Origin of the sequence: Pseudomonas sp. Irchel s3f10, from assembly GCF_900187515.1 — a bacterium.
GTDB lineage: Bacteria > Pseudomonadota > Gammaproteobacteria > Pseudomonadales > Pseudomonadaceae > Aquipseudomonas > Aquipseudomonas tensinigenes.
On the sequence record NZ_FYDZ01000017.1, the window covers coordinates 22,269 to 40,972 of the forward strand.

General features: G+C 60.2%; 14 protein-coding genes. 3 read left to right on the top strand and 11 right to left on the bottom strand.

Annotation, left to right across the window (positions count from 1 at the left end; all coding sequences use genetic code 11):
* Positions 1–59: 59 nt before the first annotated feature.
* The 5 genes from CKW17_RS25690 to CKW17_RS25710 all read right to left on the bottom strand — a co-directional run bounded on the left by CKW17_RS25690 (position 60) and on the right by CKW17_RS25710 (position 7,143).
* The gene (locus CKW17_RS25690) at positions 60–2,486 is read right to left on the bottom strand and encodes a TonB-dependent siderophore receptor (protein WP_095122536.1); all 2,427 of its coding nucleotides are present in this window, start codon (positions 2,484–2,486) and stop codon (positions 60–62) included.
* A 235-nt stretch (positions 2,487–2,721) separates the two neighbouring features.
* Positions 2,722–3,696, bottom strand: coding sequence for a FecR domain-containing protein (locus CKW17_RS25695; RefSeq protein ID WP_095122537.1), 975 nt, complete (start codon positions 3,694–3,696; stop codon positions 2,722–2,724).
* Entirely contained in the window at positions 3,693–4,169 is a 477-nt protein-coding gene (locus CKW17_RS25700; RefSeq protein WP_189684071.1) for an RNA polymerase sigma factor, read from the bottom strand. The genes CKW17_RS25695 and CKW17_RS25700 overlap by 4 nt, the downstream gene beginning before the upstream one ends.
* Before the next feature lie 335 nt (positions 4,170–4,504).
* Entirely contained in the window at positions 4,505–5,212 is a 708-nt protein-coding gene (locus CKW17_RS25705; RefSeq protein WP_095122541.1) for a PolC-type DNA polymerase III, read from the bottom strand.
* Positions 5,209–7,143 (bottom strand): DUF294 nucleotidyltransferase-like domain-containing protein, encoded by a 1,935-nt coding sequence (locus tag CKW17_RS25710; RefSeq protein ID WP_305883401.1) that lies wholly within the window; start codon positions 7,141–7,143, stop codon positions 5,209–5,211. Before CKW17_RS25710 ends, CKW17_RS25705 begins: the two co-directional genes overlap by 4 nt.
* 259 nt (positions 7,144–7,402) lie before the next feature.
* Here CKW17_RS25710 and CKW17_RS25715 point away from each other — a divergent pair, with 259 nt between their 5' ends.
* Positions 7,403–7,849, top strand: coding sequence for a response regulator (locus tag CKW17_RS25715; RefSeq protein ID WP_095122545.1), 447 nt, complete (start codon positions 7,403–7,405; stop codon positions 7,847–7,849).
* Positions 7,850–8,182: 333 nt separating this feature from the next.
* Here the strand turns inward: CKW17_RS25715 and CKW17_RS25720 are convergent, their stop codons facing one another.
* A complete protein-coding gene (locus tag CKW17_RS25720; protein ID WP_095122547.1) occupies positions 8,183–10,360 on the bottom strand; it encodes a malate synthase G in 2,178 nt (725 codons plus the stop codon).
* Between the two features lie 504 nt (positions 10,361–10,864).
* Between CKW17_RS25720 and CKW17_RS25725 the strand changes: the two genes are divergently transcribed.
* On the top strand, positions 10,865–11,383 hold the full coding sequence (locus CKW17_RS25725) for a glycine cleavage system protein R (protein WP_095122549.1): 519 nt from the start codon (positions 10,865–10,867) through the stop codon (positions 11,381–11,383).
* Positions 11,384–11,606: 223 nt separating this feature from the next.
* On the opposite strand, the gene rarD is transcribed toward CKW17_RS25725, so the two are convergent.
* The 5 genes from rarD to CKW17_RS25750 form a co-directional block, all read right to left on the bottom strand.
* Positions 11,607–12,494, bottom strand: coding sequence for an EamA family transporter RarD (gene rarD / locus CKW17_RS25730; protein ID WP_095122551.1), 888 nt, complete (start codon positions 12,492–12,494; stop codon positions 11,607–11,609).
* 206 nt (positions 12,495–12,700) lie between these two features.
* Complete coding sequence (locus CKW17_RS25735) at positions 12,701–13,675, bottom strand: serine/threonine protein kinase (RefSeq protein ID WP_093429937.1); 975 nt, start codon at positions 13,673–13,675, stop codon at positions 12,701–12,703.
* A 170-nt stretch (positions 13,676–13,845) separates the two neighbouring features.
* Positions 13,846–15,747, bottom strand: a complete 1,902-nt coding sequence (locus tag CKW17_RS25740; protein WP_095122552.1) for a PhoX family phosphatase — start codon at positions 15,745–15,747, stop codon at positions 13,846–13,848.
* A 70-nt stretch (positions 15,748–15,817) separates the two neighbouring features.
* Positions 15,818–16,582: a TOBE domain-containing protein gene (locus CKW17_RS25745; protein WP_095122554.1), complete on the bottom strand. Its 765-nt coding sequence runs from the start codon at positions 16,580–16,582 to the stop codon at positions 15,818–15,820.
* A 186-nt stretch (positions 16,583–16,768) separates the two neighbouring features.
* A complete protein-coding gene (locus tag CKW17_RS25750; RefSeq protein WP_095122556.1) occupies positions 16,769–17,503 on the bottom strand; it encodes a ComF family protein in 735 nt (244 codons plus the stop codon).
* 91 nt (positions 17,504–17,594) lie between these two features.
* Between CKW17_RS25750 and bioB the strand changes: the two genes are divergently transcribed.
* A complete protein-coding gene (gene bioB, locus CKW17_RS25755; RefSeq protein WP_008084274.1) occupies positions 17,595–18,650 on the top strand; it encodes a biotin synthase BioB in 1,056 nt (351 codons plus the stop codon).
* Positions 18,651–18,704 lie beyond the last annotated feature (54 nt).

An 18,704-nucleotide genomic window follows, 5' to 3' on the forward strand; every position in this document is an offset into this window, starting at 1 on the left:
AACACCAAAGCCGTCCACGAGGGACGGCCAGGTAACAGGGCCTGTTTCAGCTCAATCGCTTACCACTTGTAAGTGGCGCTGGCGACGACACTGCGCGTGTCGCCGTAGTAGCAGTAGAAGCTGTCGCAGGTGGAAATGTATTCCTTGTCGAACAGGTTGGTCGCGTTGACGGCCAGCGACGCGCCTTTGAGGCTGTTGTCCAGACGGCCGAGGTCGTAATGCACGCTCGCGTCGAACACGGTGTAGGCGTCCGCCTTGCCCAGCCAGGTGTTGGCCTTGTCGCCGTAGGTGTTGCCGGTGTAACGCACGCCACCGCCAATGCCGAAGCCGTCGAGGACGCCGGCGTGCCAGGTGTAATCGGTCCACAGCGACGCTTGCTGGTTCGGCATCAGTTGCAGGCGATTGCCCTTGTCGACGCCATTCTGCACTTCCGATTTGGCCAAGGTGTAGGCAGCGATGACTTTGAGGTTATCGGTCACATCGGAAACCGCTTCCAGCTCCAGGCCTTTGACTTTCACTTCGCCAGTCTGGCTGGTGATCGACACATTGTTGACGAAGGTGTTGACCGAAACGTTCTTCTGGGTGAGGTCATACACGGCGGCGGTCAGCAGGGTTTTGCTGCCCGGCGGCTGGTACTTGATGCCCAGTTCCCACTGCTTGCCTTCGGTCGGTTTGAGCGAACCGGTCGAGGTAGCGTCGGCACCCGTGGTCGGCTGGAAGGATTCGGCGTACGACAGGTACGGCACGAAACCGTTGTCGAACACATAGCTGAGCGCGGCGTTGCCGCTGAAGGCCTTGTCGCGCTGGGTGTTGGTGGCATCGCCCTTGTTGATGAATTTGGTGCTGGTGTGCACCCAGTCTTCACGGCCGCCGAGGGTCAGGCGCCACTGGTCGAGGGCCATTTGGTCCTGCACGTACAGGCCGGTCTGGTAGGTCTTCTGGTCGTAATCGTAAAACGCCGTCGAGCGCGCCGGACGCACGATCGGCTGACCGTAGATTGGCGTGATGACGTTGGTAGGCAGGCCATCACCGAAGATCGAAGTGTAGTTGGTGTTGCTGCGCTGGTGGTCCAGACCCAACAACAGGGTGTGACGGATATCGCCGGTAGCGAAGTCAGCCTGGAAGTTGTTGTCCACGGCGAACTGGCTGATGTCTTCTTCGACGCTGGTACTGGTGCGCCCGACGTTGCCTTGATCATCCACTTCGGTGAATGGGTACGACCCCGGCGTCAGCGACTGGAACGACAGATCCGACTTGGTGTAGCGCAGGTTCTGCTTGAACTGCCAGACATCGTTCAGACGATGTTCGAAGGCATAGCCCAGCGCGTAGTAGGTGCGATCGTAATATTCCCAGTCCGGATCACCCAGATTCTTGTGGTGGGAAATATCACCGAGCGGCGACTTGATCTTGGTGCCCTGAATTGGCAGAAACTGGCTGGTGATGCCGGTATCGTCGCGGGTGAACTGGCTCAGCAGGGTAAGCTTGGTGTCGTCGTCGATGTTCCAGGTCAGGCTCGGTGCGATGTTGTAGCGCTTGTTGTCGACGTGATCGACCTGGGTGCCACTGTCGCGCACCACACCGCTGAGGCCGTAGAGAAACTGACCAGCGTCATCGATCTTGCCGGTGCTGGCGAAGTTGATCTGGCGGTGGTTGTCACTGCCGTATTGCAGCTGGATTTCATTGCTGGCTTCAGCGCTTGGACGACGGCTGACCATGTCCAGCAAACCGCCCGGCGGGGTCTGGCCGTAAACCGAGGAGGCCGGGCCACGCAGCAGGGCGAGGCGGTCGAGGTTCCAGGTTTCCTGTTTCGGGTTGGCGTACACGCCTTTTGGCAGCGGCAGGCCGTCGAGGAACTGGGTCGGTTCGAAACCGCGCACACGCAGCCAGTCGGCGCGGGTGTCGCTGCCGTAGCTGCTGGCGGTGATGCCCGGCATGTAGCGCACAGCGTCGTCGAGACTGTGCACGCTGCGGTCGTCCATTTGCTGGCGGGTAGCGACGGAGATCGAACGCGGTGCTTCGACCAGCGCGGTGTCGGTCTTGCTGCCAGCAGCGGTGCGAGTGGCGGTATAGCCTTCGACCGGGCCCCAGGCGCTTTCGAAGTTTTCCACGCCGATGACCGAAGTTTCCGGCAGGGCCAGCGTTCCTTCAGGCACGGCCATGAGGGTGTAGGTGCCGGTGCTGCTTTGTTCCAGTTGCAAACCGGTGCCGCGCAGCGCCGCGCGCAGAGCGTCTGCCGCATCGTACTGGCCGTTCACCGGTGCCGAGGTCTTGCCCGCCGCCAGCGCCGGATTCAGCGACAACGCAATGCCGCCCTGGCTGGCGATCTGGTTCAGGGTGGTCGACAGTGGCGCCGCCGGCAAGTTGTAGGCGCGCACGCTGGACGCTTGTTCAGCGGCAAGCAACGGACTGCTGATCAGCGGCGCGCTGAGCGCGATGGCGACGGCCAGCAGACTGGGGCGCAACAAGGTGTCTAGCGAACGGGACATACGGCGGCTCCTGAATGGAAATATTTCTCAATTGCCTGTGTGCCGGACGAAAAGCAAAAAGTGATAGGGCTGGATGAAAATAATTTCGATTAACTGGAAAACAGCCACATTTCTGCGGGCTTGATCGTTCCCACGCTCCGCGTGGGAATACCTCAATGGACGCTCTGCGTCCGCTTCGGCAGGGACGCAGAGCGTCCCGGGCTGCATTCCCACGCAGAGCGTGGGAACGATCAGGTCAAGGGGAGGAGGGCTCGGCCTTCGCGACTGTGACCCAATACGGCGTATGCCGCTCGATCTGCACGGGCAGGGTCGGCAGCAATGCGCTCAGGGCCTTATCGGTGTCATGCAGCGGGAAGCTGCCGGTAATCCGCAGATCCGCCACGTCCGGCGCCACGCCCAGATGCCCGCGACGATAACGCCCGAGCTCATGCACCAGATCGCCCAATCGCGCGTTATCCACCACCAGCATGCCGCGCGTCCAGGCGTCGGCGCCGGGGTTGAGCGCGACAATCGAACCCAATCCGTCACTGCGCAGCAGCACTTGCTGGCCTTCATGGAGGATTTGCTCTTCAGGATTGGATTGCGGGTGCGCCGCGACCGCCGACTGCAACACGCTCAGGCGCGTGCCTGCTTCTTCGCGCTTGACCAGAAAGCGCGTACCCAAGGCGCGCATGCTGCCTTCGCGGGTTTCAACGATGAACGGGCGCGCATCGCCATGACCGGTCTCGACGAGAATTTCGCCCTCCTGCAACACGATCAGCCGGCGCTTGTCATCGAACCGCACATCCACCGCACTGTGGGTATTGAGATTCAGCACAGTGCCATCCGCCAGGTGCACGGTGCGCTGTTCGCCCGTAGCAGTGCGTTGATCGGCGAGCCAGTAATCCAGCGGCATAAACCGTTCGCTGGCTAAAAGCCCCACACCGACAAGCACCACGACGCTGGTCAGCCCACTGCCAAGTTTGCGCACCCGCCGGCGAATGCCCTCGCGTGATTGCAGCAGCGCACTGCGCGCCGGCCCTTTGGCCACGCTGAAACGCTGATCGAGCATGCCCAGTTGCCGCCACGCACGGGCGTGTTCTTCATGGGCCGCATGCCATTTGGCGAACTCTTCGCGCTCCAGCGGACTGCTCGAGTCGAGGGTCAGTTGCCAGGCAATCGCCGCATCCAGCACATGCGCCGGCACCGGTCTGGAACTGGCCGGGCTCATGTCGGCTCACCGTACAGGGCGATGTAGCACTGGCGAATGCCTTGCGCCAGATACTGGCGCACACGCGGTACCGAGACGCCGAGCTTGTCGGCGATCTCGGCATGGCTGAGGCCATCGAGGCGGTTATAAAGGAAAGCGGCGCGGGCCTTGGTCGACAGTTTGCCGAGCAAGCGGTCGATGGCTTTGAGGTCTTCGAGGATCATTTGCTGTTCTTCCACCGACGGTTGTTCGCCTTCGGGGATCAGCATCAGTTCGGTGAGGTAGGCCTGTTCCAGCGCCGCGCGACGGAAGTAGTCGAACAGCAAGCCTTTGGCAATCGCCACCAGGAAGGCGCGCGGCTCGCGGGGTGTCAGCATTTCGTCGCGACCGAGCAGACGGACGAAGGTGTCCTGACTCAGGTCTTCGGCACGCTGCGGACACGCCACATTGCGTCGCAGCCATGCCAACAGCCAACCACGATGGTCGCGATACATCGCACCGACGAGCTCACTGTTAGGGCTTGGGACTGACGACACCGGACATCACCGATTGGGAAATGTTAACTAACGCGAATTGTTCGCGATTGTGGCAGAGGTGGGAATGGTTAGCAATTGGCCACTGGTCAGGTGGGCGGCGAAGGCAAACCCTCACCCTAGCCCTCTCCCAGAGGGAGAGGGGACCGATCGGGGGATATTCTGGAGGTACACCGACCTGAACGATTTTCAGCGAATCCTCAATCGACTCGGTCTTTCAGGTCGATGTAAGGCTTCAGACACCACGGTCGGCCCCCTCTCCCTCCGGGAGAGGGCTGGGGTGAGGGGCTTTTGATTTAAAACGAAGGCACCTGCTGCCTACGCTTCCACTGACTCAACCGCTGCTGCAAATTCAACGGACTATGAATCTGCTGCCCCCGCGCCCGGCTGAACAGAATCAACGCCAGTTCCGCCGTCGCCAGCGCATCGGCACTCGCGTTATGCCGCTCGAACACCTCAAGCTTGAACCAGTCGATCCACTCATCCAGCCCGGCCTCACGAATCTGCGCCTGTGGGCAAACCAGCGGTGCAATGTCTGCGACATCGAGAAACACCTGCTGCAACTTGTGCCCCAGATGTTCCTTCAACGCGCGCCCGAGCATGTGCTGATCGAACGGCGCATGAAACGCCAATACCGGGCTGTCGCCAATAAACTCCAGCAACTCCAGCAACGCCTCGGCCGGTTCACTGCCGGCTGCAATCGCATTCGGCCCCAAGCCGTGAATCAATACGCTGGGACTGAGCTTCAGCTCGCGACATTGCAACGTGCGTTCGAACTGCTGACTGAAATCGATCGCGCCATCCTCGATCACCACAGCACCAATCGACAACACGCGATCCTTGTTCAGGTTCAGTCCAGTGGTTTCCAGATCCAGCACCACCCAACGTTGTTCGCGCAACGTGCATTCGCGCAGTTCGGTAATCGCCGGCAGCTGCGCCAGACGCTGCTGGAAATCCACCGGCACCACCGCACTCGCCGGGCGCAGCCACGAAAACAGGCTCATAGCTGATACCGCAACGTCAGGCTGCTTTGCAGGCGTTGAGCCTGTCGCAACGATTCACGCAGGATACGCCGGTCGAGATGATTGAGGCTGTCGGGGTCGACTCGGTTGGAGTAGGGCAGATTCTCCCGCGTTTGCAGTTGATGCTGTTGCATGCGCGTCTGCTGAATGAAGTGATAGGCCTCTTCATACGCCGCGCCATCCAGTCGCTCGATGACTTCTTTGTCGACCAACTGGCGAAAGCGTTCGAGGGTGTTGTTGGCGTCGATGCCGTTGGCCAGTGCGAGCAGTCGCGCGCCATCCACGAACGGCGTCAGCCCCTGCACCTTGAGATCCAGCGTGGCTTTCTCACCATTCTTGCGCGCCAGCACAAACTCGCGGAAACGCCTCACCGGCGGACGATTGCGCAGGGCGTTCTCGGCCATCATGCGCTGGAACAAGCGGTTGTCGCCGACCTGATCGAGAATGCCTTGGCGCAATTGTTCGCAACCTTTTTCATCGCCCCAGACCACGCGCAGATCAAAGTAGATACTCGATCCCAACAGGTTCTCCGGTGTCGCCTCACGAATAAAAGCCGCAAAGCGCCGTGCCCATTCTGCCCGCGACAGACACAGCTCGGGGTTGCCGGCCATGATGTTGCCCTTGCACAGGGTGAAGCCGCACAGCGCCAGACTCTGGTTGATCTGCTGGGCAATCGGCAGCAGCTTGCCGCGAATCTCCGCTGCATGCGCCGCGTCTCGCGCGTCGAACAGAATGCCGTTGTCCTGATCGGTGTGCAGGGTCTGCTCGCGCCGGCCTTCGCTGCCGAAACACAGCCAACTGAACGGCACGCCGGGATCGCCTTTTTCGGCGAGAGTCAGTTCGATGACGCGGCACACGGTGTGGTCGTTGAGCAAGGTGATGATGTGGGTGATCTGCGTCGAAGACGCGCCGTGGGCGAGCATGCGTTCGACCAGTTGGCCGATCTCGCCGCGCAGGCTGACCAGTTGTTCGACGCGCTGGGCGCTGCGGATCGTCCGGGCCAGATGCACCAGGTCGACCCGTTGCAGCGAGAACAGATCGCGCTCGGAGACCACGCCGCACAGGCGCTGATCCTTGACCAGGCAGACATGCGCGATGTGCCGTTCGGTCATGGCAATCGCTGCATCGAAGGCACTGTGATCCGGCGAAAGATAAAAGGGCGAAGGCGTCATGTGGCGCTCGATGGCTTCACTGAAATCACCGATGCCTTCAGCCACGACGTGGCGCAAATCGCGCAGGGTGAAAATCCCCAGCGGCGCCTTGTGCTCGTCCACCGCAACGATGCTGCCGACCTGTTGCTCGTGCATCAATTTCACCGCTTCGCGCAGTGGTGTGTCGGGGGTACAGGTGACCGGGTGGCGCATGGCCAGTTCGCCCAGTCGGGTGTTCAGCGAGTACTGCGTGCCGAGGGTTTCCACGGCTTTCTGCTGCACTTGCTGATTGACCTGATCGAGCAGGCTGCTGACCCCGCGCAAGGCGAAGTCGCGAAAGGCGTTGGAAAGGGCAAACAGTTTGATGAACGCCAGTTTGTTCAGTTGCAGGCAGAAGGTGTCTTCGCCGGCCAGATGTTCGGTGCGGGTCGCGCGTTCACCGAGCAACGCGGCTAGCGGAAAACATTCGCCGGTGGTGATTTCAAACGTGGTCTCGGTGCCGGGTTTGGTGATGTGCTGACGTTCGCCGATCACCCGACCCTGTTTGACGATATGGAAGTGTTCGACCGGGCCGTCGGCGGGTTTGATGATGCTTTCGCCCTGGCCGTAAAAACGCAGCTGACATTGCTCCACCAGATACGCGAGGTGGGCGTGTTCCATCTGATTGAAGGGCGGGAAGCGCTGGAGGAATTGCAGGGTGCCCTGAATGTTCTGCAATACCGCGGTTTTCCCTGCCTGGGTGAAGGCGTCCGCTTTACTCATAACCATTACCGCAGTCTTTTTCGAATTGTTGTTGTCGGATCGTTACGGCCATGGTCGGCCCGTACGGACAGGGTGCCCATTGGACGTAAGTCTAGGTTTTGCCACCATTGGCGCAGTTTCGGAGATGCCCTACGCAAACAGTCGGAAATTCCCTTGCTTGCCCCCTTGGAAAAAAATCCGACGAAGTGCACATTGAAGCTCTGCTTAGCGATGTCTGACGACTGTGCCAGGTGATTGATTTGAAAACGTAGAGAATGCCATGTCCGACCACGATATTTTGAGCGACGCCGAGCGTGAAGCGCTCAGCGCTGTAATGCTCGAACCCGACTTGCCGCCGCAGCGCGTACTGATCGTCGATGACGACAAGGACGCCCGGGAGCTGTTGTCGGAGATTCTCGCGTTGGACGGCATTCGTTGCATGACCGCGGCCAGTGGCGAAACGGCGCTGAAGATGCTTGAAGACAAACCTTCGATCGGCCTGGTCATCACCGATCTGCGTATGGGCCATGTCGGTGGGCTTGAGCTGATTCGGCAAGTGCGTGAGTCGGTGCGGGCGGCGATGCCGATCATCATTGTGTCCGGCGATGCCGATGTGAAAGACGCGATTGCGGCGATGCATTTGAGCGTGGTGGATTTTCTGCTCAAGCCGATTGATACGGGCAAGTTGCTCGGTCTGGTGAAACATGAATTGGGGATAGAACCTTAAGAGCCCCTCACCCTAACCCTCTCCCAGAGGGAGAGGGGACTGACCGCGGTGAATGTGCAAGGTACACCGACCTGAAATTCCTCAGTCGAACTCCAGTTTTGAAAAACACAAAGATCGGCCCCCTTTCCCCTCTACCCTCGGCAATTCCTGAGCCGAGCTCAGATTTTGAAAAGCATACAGATCTGCTCCCTTTCCCCCTCTACCCCTTGGGGGAGAGGGCTGGGGTGAGGGGGATCGATCTCAAGCCCTCCACAAATACCAGCGCACACCGCACTAACAAAAAAGCCCTGATCACTCGATCAGGGCTTTTTCATGTCCGGCATTCAGCGCAAGTTACAGGCCGTTGGCCTTCTTGAACTCGCGACGACGACGGTGCAATACCGGCTCGGTGTAGCCGTTCGGCTGTTTGGTGCCTTCGATCACCAGTTCGACCGCCGCCTGGAAGGCGATGTTGCTGTCGAAGTTCGGGGCCAGCGGACGGTACAGCGGGTCGTTGGCGTTCTGACGATCCACCACCGGCGCCATGCGCTTGAGGCTTTCCATCACTTGCGCTTCGGTGACCACACCGTGGCGCAGCCAGTTGGCGATGTGCTGGCTGGAAATACGCAGCGTGGCACGGTCTTCCATCAGGCCGACGTCATTGATGTCTGGCACTTTCGAGCAGCCAACACCCTGGTCGATCCAACGCACCACGTAACCGAGAATGCCCTGGGAATTGTTGTCCAGTTCGTTCTTGATTTGCTCTGGCGTCCAGTTCGGGTTGACCGCCAGCGGGATGGTCAGGATGTCGTCGACCGAAGCACGCGCACGTTTGGCCAATTCGGCCTGGCGGGCGAACACGTCGACCTTGTGATAATGCAGCGCGTGCAGTGCAGCTGCAGTCGGCGACGGAACCCAAGCGGTGTTGGCGCCGGCCAGCGGGTGCGCGATTTTCTGCTCAAGCATCGCCGCCATCAGATCGGGCATCGCCCACATGCCTTTACCGATTTGCGCACGACCTTGCAGGCCGGTGCTCAGACCGATATCGACATTCCAGTTTTCGTACGCGCCGATCCACCTCTCAGCCTTCATGTCAGCCTTGCGCACAACCGGGCCGGCTTCCATGGAAGTGTGGATTTCGTCGCCGGTGCGGTCGAGGAAACCGGTGTTGATGAACACCACGCGCTCACTGGCCGCCTTGATGCAGGCCTTGAGGTTGACCGTTGTGCGGCGCTCCTCGTCCATGATCCCGACTTTCAGGGTGTTGCGTTTCAGGCCCAACACGTCTTCGATGCGACCGAACAGCTCGTTGGTGAACGCCGCTTCTTCCGGGCCGTGCATCTTCGGTTTAACGATGTACACGGAACCGGTTCGAGTGTTGCGGCGCGAGGTGTTGCCATTGAGGTTGTGCATCGCCGCGAGGCAAGTGACCAGACCGTCGAGGATGCCTTCCGGCACTTCGTTGCCTTGACTGTCGAGGATCGCGTCGATGGTCATCAGGTGGCCAACGTTACGCACGAACAACAGCGAACGACCGTGCAGGGTCACTTCACCGCCATTCGGCGCGGTGTAGGTGCGATCCGGGTTCATGGTGCGGGTGAAGGTCTGGCCACCCTTGGACACGGATTCCGCCAGGTCGCCCTTCATCAGGCCGAGCCAGTTGCGGTAGATCACCACTTTGTCGTCGGCATCGACAGCGGCCACGGAGTCTTCGCAGTCCATGATGGTGGTCAGTGCCGCTTCCATCAGGATGTCTTTGACGCCAGCAGCATCGGTCTGCCCGACCGGGGTGGTGGCATCGACCTGGATTTCGAAATGCAGACCGTTGTGTTTCAGCAAGATGGCGATTGGCGCGTTGGCGTCGCCCTGGAAACCGATCAGTTGTGCATCGTCGCGCAGGCCAGTGTTGCTGCCGCCCTTGAGGGTGACCAGCAGTTTGCCGTTCGCGATTTTGTAGCCGGTCGAATCGACGTGGGAGCCAGCGGCCAACGGAGCGGCTTCGTCGAGGAAGGCACGGGCAAAGGCGATGACTTTGTCGCCACGCACCTTGTTGTAGCCTTTGCCTTTTTCCGCGCCACCTTCTTCGCTGATCGCGTCGGTGCCGTAGAGGGCGTCATACAGCGAACCCCAGCGGGCGTTCGAGGCATTGAGAGCGAAGCGGGCGTTCATCACCGGCACAACGAGTTGCGGGCCGGCGGTACGGGCGATTTCATCATCGACGTTTTGCGTCGTTGCCTGGAAATCAGCCGCTTCTGGCAGCAGATAACCGATTTCTTGCAGGAAGGCTTTATAGGCCACGGCGTCGTGCGCCTGACCGTTGCGTTCCTGGTGCCAGGCATCGATACGAGCCTGGAAGTCATCGCGTTTGGCGAGTAGGGCTTTGTTCTTCGGCGCCAGGTCATGAATGACCTTGTCGGCACCTTCCCAGAATTTTTCGGCGGTGAGGCCGGTACCGGGAATGGCTTCGTTGTTCACGAAGTCGAACAGGACTTTGGCGACCTGCAGGCCACCGACTTGAACGTGTTCAGTCATTGCTTGCCTCACTCTGCTCAGCTATTTCGCTTTTCAGCTCTTCAATTTTGACAATGAAGCCTCTGGCCATTTAAACCACAAACCTGCCGACCAGTACATGCCATTGCGGGCGGCTGGGCTGGGACCAATCAAAGGCTTGGGGCCTTGCTGACGGGGCTTTCAGGGTTGCGAACAGGCCTTGGGCAGACATCGATCCGGCGTTATGTAGTGCGCGCTGCGGCATACTACATGATGAGTTGCGCTTGTGAAAATCAGACTAATTACGTCGTTCTGCGACCTCATGTCGCATTGCGGTCACATCGCGGAACGGGATGTTCTCAAAAAACCATTGGATTGTTCCAGCTAAATATAAAAAGTTGTACACATAAATGCTATTTGGCTGCTATGGCAGCGGTTTATGTGGGAGCGAGCCTGCTCGCGAAAGCGTCGGTCGCCTCAACGCAAAATCGACCCTTGCCTATACTTCCCCTTCTATAACAAAAGTCATGACAAGAGGGCTGCGCCATGGACCATCTCGTACTCACTGTTTTCGCCCCGGACAAGCCCGGACAGGTCGAGCGCATCGCCCAATGCATCGCCGAGCACGGCGGTAACTGGCTGGAAAGTCGCATGTCGCGGATGGCCGGGCAGTTCGCCGGGATTCTTCGGGTGGGCGTGCCGGCGGAGGCTTACGACGAATTAGTCGATTCCCTACAAGCGCTGTCAGCGCACGGCATCCGCGTGTTGATTGCCGAGAGTGGTATCGAGCAGTCCTGCACCTGGAAACCGATCGCCATGGAGTTGGTGGGCAATGATCGGCCGGGGATTGTGCGCGACATCACCCGGCTGTTGAGCGAGCAGGGCGTCAACCTTGAGCGACTGGTGACTGAGGTGCGTCCAGCGCCGATGAGCAGTGAGCCGCTGTTTCACGCCGAGGCGATTCTCGCGGTACCGCTGACCCTGTCGCTTGATGTCTTGCAGTCGCGTCTGGAAACCCTGGCCGACGATCTGATGGTCGAACTGGTGTTACGCACAGACGTTTAAGGGGCGATCAGGTTATCCAGTTTAAACGTGCACCTGCCTGTGGATAACCTGTAGAGACCGGGCGCAGCGTCAAGCCGGCCGGGGCTTGCGCGGAACTGATCAAAAAACCGCCAACATTCAGTGACTTGCACACAAACGGCGGGGATCACGCTGTGGATAACCTTGGGAAGGAACGATGCAGGCCACGAGAACCGTGGCCTGTGAGGGTTTGTGCGTTTTTTGATCAGTTGCGCCGACGCAAACTGATCACCGCATCGACGCTGTAAACGGCCAGACCGGCCCAGATGAAGATAAACGCGACTAACGTGCTCGACGACAAGTGCTCACCGAACAACAGCACCGCTTGCAACAGCACCAAGGTCGGCGCCAGATATTGCAGGAAGCCGATCGTGGTGTACGGCAAGTGACGCGTGGCGGCGTTGAAGCACACCAGTGGGATCAACGTCACCGGCCCGGCCGCTACTAGCCACCAGGCTTGGGACGTGGTCCAGAACTCCGGTTGAGCGCTGGTCGCGGTCTGATTGAAGAGCAGCCAGGCAATCGCGATCGGCACCAGCATCCAGGTTTCCACCACCAGCCCCGGCAACGCCTTGACCGGCGCCTGTTTGCGAATCAAGCCGTAGAAGCCGAAGGTCAGCGCGAGCACCAGCGATACCCACGGCAGACTGCCGACCTGCCACACCTGTTGCGCCACACCGACCGCCGCCAGACCGACCGCAATCCACTGCATCCGCCGCAAGCGTTCGCCGAGAATCAACATGCCCAACAGCACGTTGACCAACGGGTTGATGTAGTAACCGAGGCTCGCTTCCAGCATGCGTCCGTTATTCACCGACCACACGTAGGTCAGCCAGTTGGCCGCGATCAACGTGCCGCTCAGGGCCAGAATCGCCAAGCGTTTGGGGTTGTCGAGCAATTCGCGCAACCAGCCCGGGTGTTTCCACACCATCAGCAACAGCGCGCCAAACAACGCCGACCACAACACCCGGTGGATGATGATCTCGACCGCCGGCACTTCGGCGATGGCTTTGAAGTAGATCGGGAACAGGCCCCAGATGATGTAGGCACTCAGGCCCAGAATGTACCCGCGACGCGGGTTGGCGGCTTGCATGCAGAATCCTTGCTTAGGCAGCTAACAAAGGAGGGATTGTAAGGAGGTTTGTCTACGAATGCCTTAGCGGATAGGTCGGGAAATTGTGAACACCGAACAAATGTAGGAGTGAGCCTGCTCGCGATAGCGCTCTGACATTCAACATTTTCGTTGACTGATCAAACGCTATCGCGAGCAGGCTCACTCCTACAGAGGATGGAGGCGGGTCAGAAGAGTTTCAGCGGTTCTTCGTTAAGCGCGGACAGTTGCTCACGCAGCGCCAACACCTGATCGCCCCAATACCGCTCGGTGCCGAACCACGGAAAGCTGTGCGGGAACGCCGGGTCATCCCAGCGCCGCGCGAGCCAGGCGCTGTAGTGCATCAGGCGCAAGGCGCGCAGCGGTTCGATCAGTGCCAGTTCGCGCGGGTCGAAATCGTGGAACTCGTTGTAGCCATCCATCAATTCCGACAACTGCCCGAGGCATTCCTGACGATCCCCGGCGAGCATCATCCAGATGTCCTGCACCGCCGGACCCATGCGGCAGTCGTCGAGGTCGACGATGTGGAACATTTCGTCGCGGCACATCATGTTGCCGGGGTGGCAGTCGCCGTGCATGCGGATGTTCTGGTGCGGTGTGTTGGCGTAAGCATCTTCCACGCGTTTGAGCAGGTCGCGGGCGACGGACTCGTAGGCCGGCAGCAGGCTTTTCGGAATGAAATTGCCTTCGAGCAAGGTGTTCAGCGAGGCGTGGCCGAAGTTCTGCACAGCGAGAGCTTCGCGGTGTTCAAACGGCTTGGTCGCGCCGACCGCGTGAATGCGCCCGAGCAACTGGCCGAGGCGATACAGCTGATCGAGATTGCCCGGCTCCGGCGCACGGCCGCCACGACGCGGGAACAACGTGAAGCGGAAACCGGCATGCTCGTGCAGAGTTTCGCCGTTGTGGATCAGCGGCGCCACCACCGGGATGTCGACGTTGGCCAGCTCGAAGGTGAATTGGTGCTCTTCGAGGATGGCTTCGTTGGTCCAGCGTTGCGGGCGGTAGAACTTGGCGATCAGCGGCTCGGAGTCTTCGATGCCAACCTGATAGACGCGGTTTTCGTAGCTGTTGAGCGCCAGAATGCGCGCATCACTGAGGAAGCCGATGCTTTCAACGGCATCAAGGACGAGGTCGGGGGTGAGGGTTTCAAACGGGTGGGCCATGCTGACTCCTGCGCGCAGCAGGCTGCCGCGTCCGGCCCAGCATGGTAGCGCAGATGGCAGCGGGGGAGTTGGTTGGTGTCTTCGCTGAAGCCATCGCGAGCAGGCTCACTCCTACAGGGGAACGCACGCATTCCAAATGTAGGAGTGAGCCTGCTCGCGATGAGGGTCTGTCAGGCGCCGACGACTCCACCGTCCTCACGGGTAATCGCCATCACCGACGACCGCGGCTTGCCATTCGGCAAATGCTCAGGGAAGGTCGAACCGCCGTTCTCACCCGGATGCTGAATCCCGACAAACAGGGTTTTCTGATCCGGCGAGAAACTGATCCCGGTCACTTCACAACCAATCGGCCCGACCATGAACCGGCGAATCTCACCGGTCTTCGGATCGGCGCAGAGCATTTGGTTATTGCCCATTCCGGCAAAGTCCCCGGCGTTGCTCGAATCACCGTCGGTGAGGATCCACAAGCGCCCAGCCTTGTCGAAGCCCAAACCGTCCGGGCTGTTGAACATGTTCTGCGGGGTGATGTTCTTCGAGCCACCCTTCGGTGTCCCGGCATGCACACCCGGGTTGCCGGCGACCACAAACAGATCCCAGGCAAATGTCTTCGAAGCGTGATCGTCGCGGTCGGTGCGCCAGCGCAGGATCTGCCCGTAAACGTTTTTCTCGCGCGGGTTCGGTCCGCCCACCGGCTGGCCGTCTTCGCCGCGCTTGGCGTTGTTGGTCAGGGTGCAATAAACCTGACCGTCCTTCGGACTGACGACGATCCATTCCGGACGGTCCATGCGTGTAGCGCCGACGACACTGGCGGCAAGGCGCGCGTGGATCAGCACTTCGGCCTGATCGGCGAAACCGCTGCTGGCATCGATACCGTTTTTGCCGTGGGTCAGTTCGATCCACTGGCCCTGGCCTTTCGGATGATCGGGGTTGCTGTCGCCGGCATCGAACTTGGCCACGTACAGGGTGCCGTGGTCGAGGATGTCGCGGTTAGCCTTGGCGTTGCGGTGGTTGATGCGGTCGCGGCTGACGAATTTGTAGATGAACTCGCCACGCTCGTCGTCGCCCATGTACACCACGGCGCGACCGTCGTCGGTCTCGGCCAATGCGGCGTTTTCATGTTTGAAGCGGCCCAGCGCGGTGCGTTTGACCGGGGTCGATTGCGGATCGAACGGATCGATCTCGACCACCCAGCCGTGACGGTTGAGTTCGTTGGGGTTTTTCGCCATGTCGAAGCGCGGGTCGTACGGGTGCCAGTTGATTTCGCGGCTGGCGACCGAGACGCCGTAGCGTTTTTGCGCCGGGTCGAACTGCTGCTGGGCGTTGCTGCTGCCGAAGCAGTCGGTGAAGTTTTCTTCGCAGGTCAGGTAAGTGCCCCACGGCGTTTTACCATTGGCGCAGTTCTGGAACGTGCCGAGGACTTTTTTACCGTGCTTGTCGGCAGCGGTCTTCATCAGGTCATGACCGGCCGCCGGGCCGCTGATGCGCAGCGGCGAGTTGCCGTGAATGCGCCGGTTGTAGCGCGAACCCTGAACGAACTGCCATTGACCGTTCTTGCGCTGCACTTCAATCACCGACACGCCTTCGCAGGCCAGTGCCTTGCGCACGTCTTCGGCCGATTGCGGCATGCCGCCGTGCGGGTAGAGGTAGCGGTAGTTGGTGTACTCGTTGTTGATCGCCATCAACGCGCGGTTGCGGTCGTCGGGGAAGGCGAACAGGCTCATGCCGTCGTTGTTGTCGCCGAACTGCACTTCCTGTGCGGCGGCGGTGCCGTTGCCGCTCGGGTCGAAGGCCGGGCCGTTCTTTTGCAGGGGCTGCCCCCAACTGATCAGCACCGAAGACTTGTAGCCCTTGGGCAGCGTGATGACATCGGTGGTCGCAGCGGGAATGCTCTCGAAACCGAGCAGGCGGCTGTTACCGGCGCTGACACCGGTGGCCAGCGCGCTGCGGCTCAACAGACTGCCGCCGAGGAACATTGCCGCGCCGCACAGTGCGCCGGCGCCGATGAAACCGCGACGGCTGAGGCCGACCATTTTTTCCAGGTCAGTGGATTGGTTTTCTTCTAATAGGCTCACATCAGGCTCCCTGCTTGGTTTTGGCAGCTACCTTAATGAGCGTCGATGACGCTTTCGTTGCAGCGCCTGATTACAGCGGTGTGCCGATCAGCACATTGGACGGGGAAAACTGCACGTGCACCGGTTGTTCCACCGTCAGCCCGCGAGTGCGCAAATCGAGCGGTTCAGCCAGGGCGCAGAGGGTATGGCCGTTGGGCAGGGTGATCCGCACTTCGCTGGGGCCGTCCTCGGCGTCGAGAATCGCTTCGATGGTGCCTTTGAGAAGATTGTGACCAGAAGTTGCAGATTGCTCGGTGCCGAGCAATTCCAGCCAGCCAGCCTTGATCAGCGCCACCACTTCGGTACCGCTTTGCAGCTCCAGATGCACGGTGCTGTCGTGGGTGATCTGCGCGTCGAGGCACAGCCCTTCGGCCAGTTCGAGACGGATCAGGTCATTGCGGCCCTGCGCTTCGATCGCCACGACTTTGCCGTGCAACTGATTGCGCGCACTGGTTCTGAGCATCAGGCGACCGAGCAGATCGAGGTCGCTGGCATCTTCCGCCGCTTCCAGCACCTGCGCTTGCAAGGCCTGGAGTTTTTGGTACAGGCGTAAAACGCGCTCGCCTTCGCTGGAGAGTTTCGCGCCGCCGCCGCCCTTGCCACCCACGGCGCGCTCGACCAATGGTTTCTGCGCCAGGTTGTTCAGCTCATCGATGGCGTCCCACGCCGCTTTGTAGCTCAGGCCTGCGCTTTTCGCGGCGCGGGTGATCGAGCCCTGTTCGGCGATGTGTTGCAGCAAAGCGATGCGCTGCGGACGGCGGACGATGTGCTGGGACAACAGGGAGGGCATGGACATGGATGGATGCTTTTTTGTGGCGGTGGGACGTGGAAGTTGGTCGCTAGCGACGCGAGAGTCAAGCCTGACGCAAGTCCTCCTGTGGGAGCGAGCCTGCTCGCGAAAGCGGAGTTTCAGCCAGCATAAATGTTGAATGTGCTGCCCCCTTCGCGAGCAGGCTCGCTCCCACAGGGGATTGCGCAATATTCAGGCTCCGGGTTTTGGCGTGCGGGCGAGACAATAGACATCGACCCGCGCGGCGCCAGCGTTCATCAGCAACCGGGCCAGTGCCTGTGCGGTCGCGCCAGTGGTCAGCACATCATCAACCAACGCCAAATGCCGGCCTTGTACCTGCGCATCCGGCATGATCTCGAAGGCATTGCGCAGATTATGTTTACGCGCCTTGGCATCAAGATCCTGCTGGGCACCGGTCTCCTTGATTCGGCGCAGAACCTGTTCTTCGCACGGCAGATCCAGCGACTGACTCAACCACCGCGCCAACATAACCGCCTGATTGAACCCCCGTTGGCGCAGACGTTTACCCGCCAGCGGCACCGGCAACAACGCATCGGGTCTTGGCAAACCCTCATCGAAGCGATGTTGCAGGTATTGCCCGAGAACGTCGGCGAGCAGGTGGCCAAACGGCCATTTTGCGTTGTGTTTAAAGCGCGTAATCAAACTGTCTACGGGGAAGCCATACTGCCACGGCACCACCACCTGTTCGAACGCCGGCGGCTCTAGCAGGCACTCGCCGCAGGTCAGACCCGCCGCGGCCAAAGGCAAAGCGCAGGTGCTGCATTGCTCGCCAAGCCACGGCAGATCGGTTTCGCAAGCCACGCAGATTGGCATTTCTGCGTCTGCCGGTTCATCGCAAAGCAAGCAGATTTGTACAGTATTTAAACAGATGTAAACCGGTCCTTCGTATCGTGGTTGACAGCGCATGACTCTTCCTTAAATATGCCGAACATCCGTGTAGCGCCTGTGGGTATTCCGTTCCCGCAGCCGCCAGCCAAGCATAACCAAGGAACTACCCATGAGCGCGAGCACCACTGCCACCCTGCGTCACGACTGGTCTCTGGCCGAAGTCAGAGCACTCTTCGTACAGCCCTTCAACGACTTGCTGTTCCAGGCGCAAACGGTGCACCGCGCACATTTCAACGCCAACCGCGTTCAGGTCTCGACCCTGCTGTCGATCAAGACCGGCGCCTGTCCGGAAGACTGCAAGTACTGCCCGCAGTCCGGTCACTACAACACCGGCCTTGAAAAAGAAAAACTGATGGAAGTGCAGAAGGTTCTCGAAGAGGCTGCCCGCGCCAAGGCCATCGGTTCGACACGTTTCTGCATGGGCGCGGCGTGGAAGCATCCGTCGGCGAAAGACATGCCGTACGTGCTGAAAATGGTCGAAGGCGTGAAAGCCATGGGCCTGGAAACCTGCATGACCCTGGGGCGTCTCGATCAGGATCAGACCGAAGCGCTGGCCAAGGCCGGGCTCGATTACTACAACCACAACCTCGACACGTCGCCGGAGTTCTACGGCAGCATCATCACCACCCGTACTTACAGCGAGCGTCTGCAGACCCTGGCTTACGTGCGTGAGTCGGGGATGAAGATCTGCTCCGGCGGCATCCTCGGCATGGGCGAGTCGCTGGATGACCGCGCCAACCTGCTGATCCAGTTGGCCAACCTGCCGGAGCATCCGGAGTCGGTGCCGATCAACATGCTGGTGAAAGTTGCCGGCACGCCACTGGAAAACGCCGAAGACATCGACCCGTTCGACTTCATCCGCATGCTCGCCGTGGCGCGCATCCTCATGCCGCAATCCCACGTGCGCCTGTCCGCCGGCCGCGAAGCGATGAACGAGCAGATGCAGGCCCTCGCATTCTTCGCCGGTGCCAACTCGATTTTCTACGGCGACAAACTGCTGACCACCGCCAACCCGCAGGCGGACAAGGACATGCAGCTGTTCGCGCGTCTGGGCATCCAGCCAGAGGCTCGAGAGGAGCATGCCGACGAGGTTCACCAGGCCGCGATCGAGCAGGCGCTGGTGGAGCAGAAGAGCAGCGAGCAGTTCTATAACGCCGCCGTCTGATCGCCATACGGATTCCATGTAGGAGCTGCCGAAGGCTGCGATCTTTTGATCTTG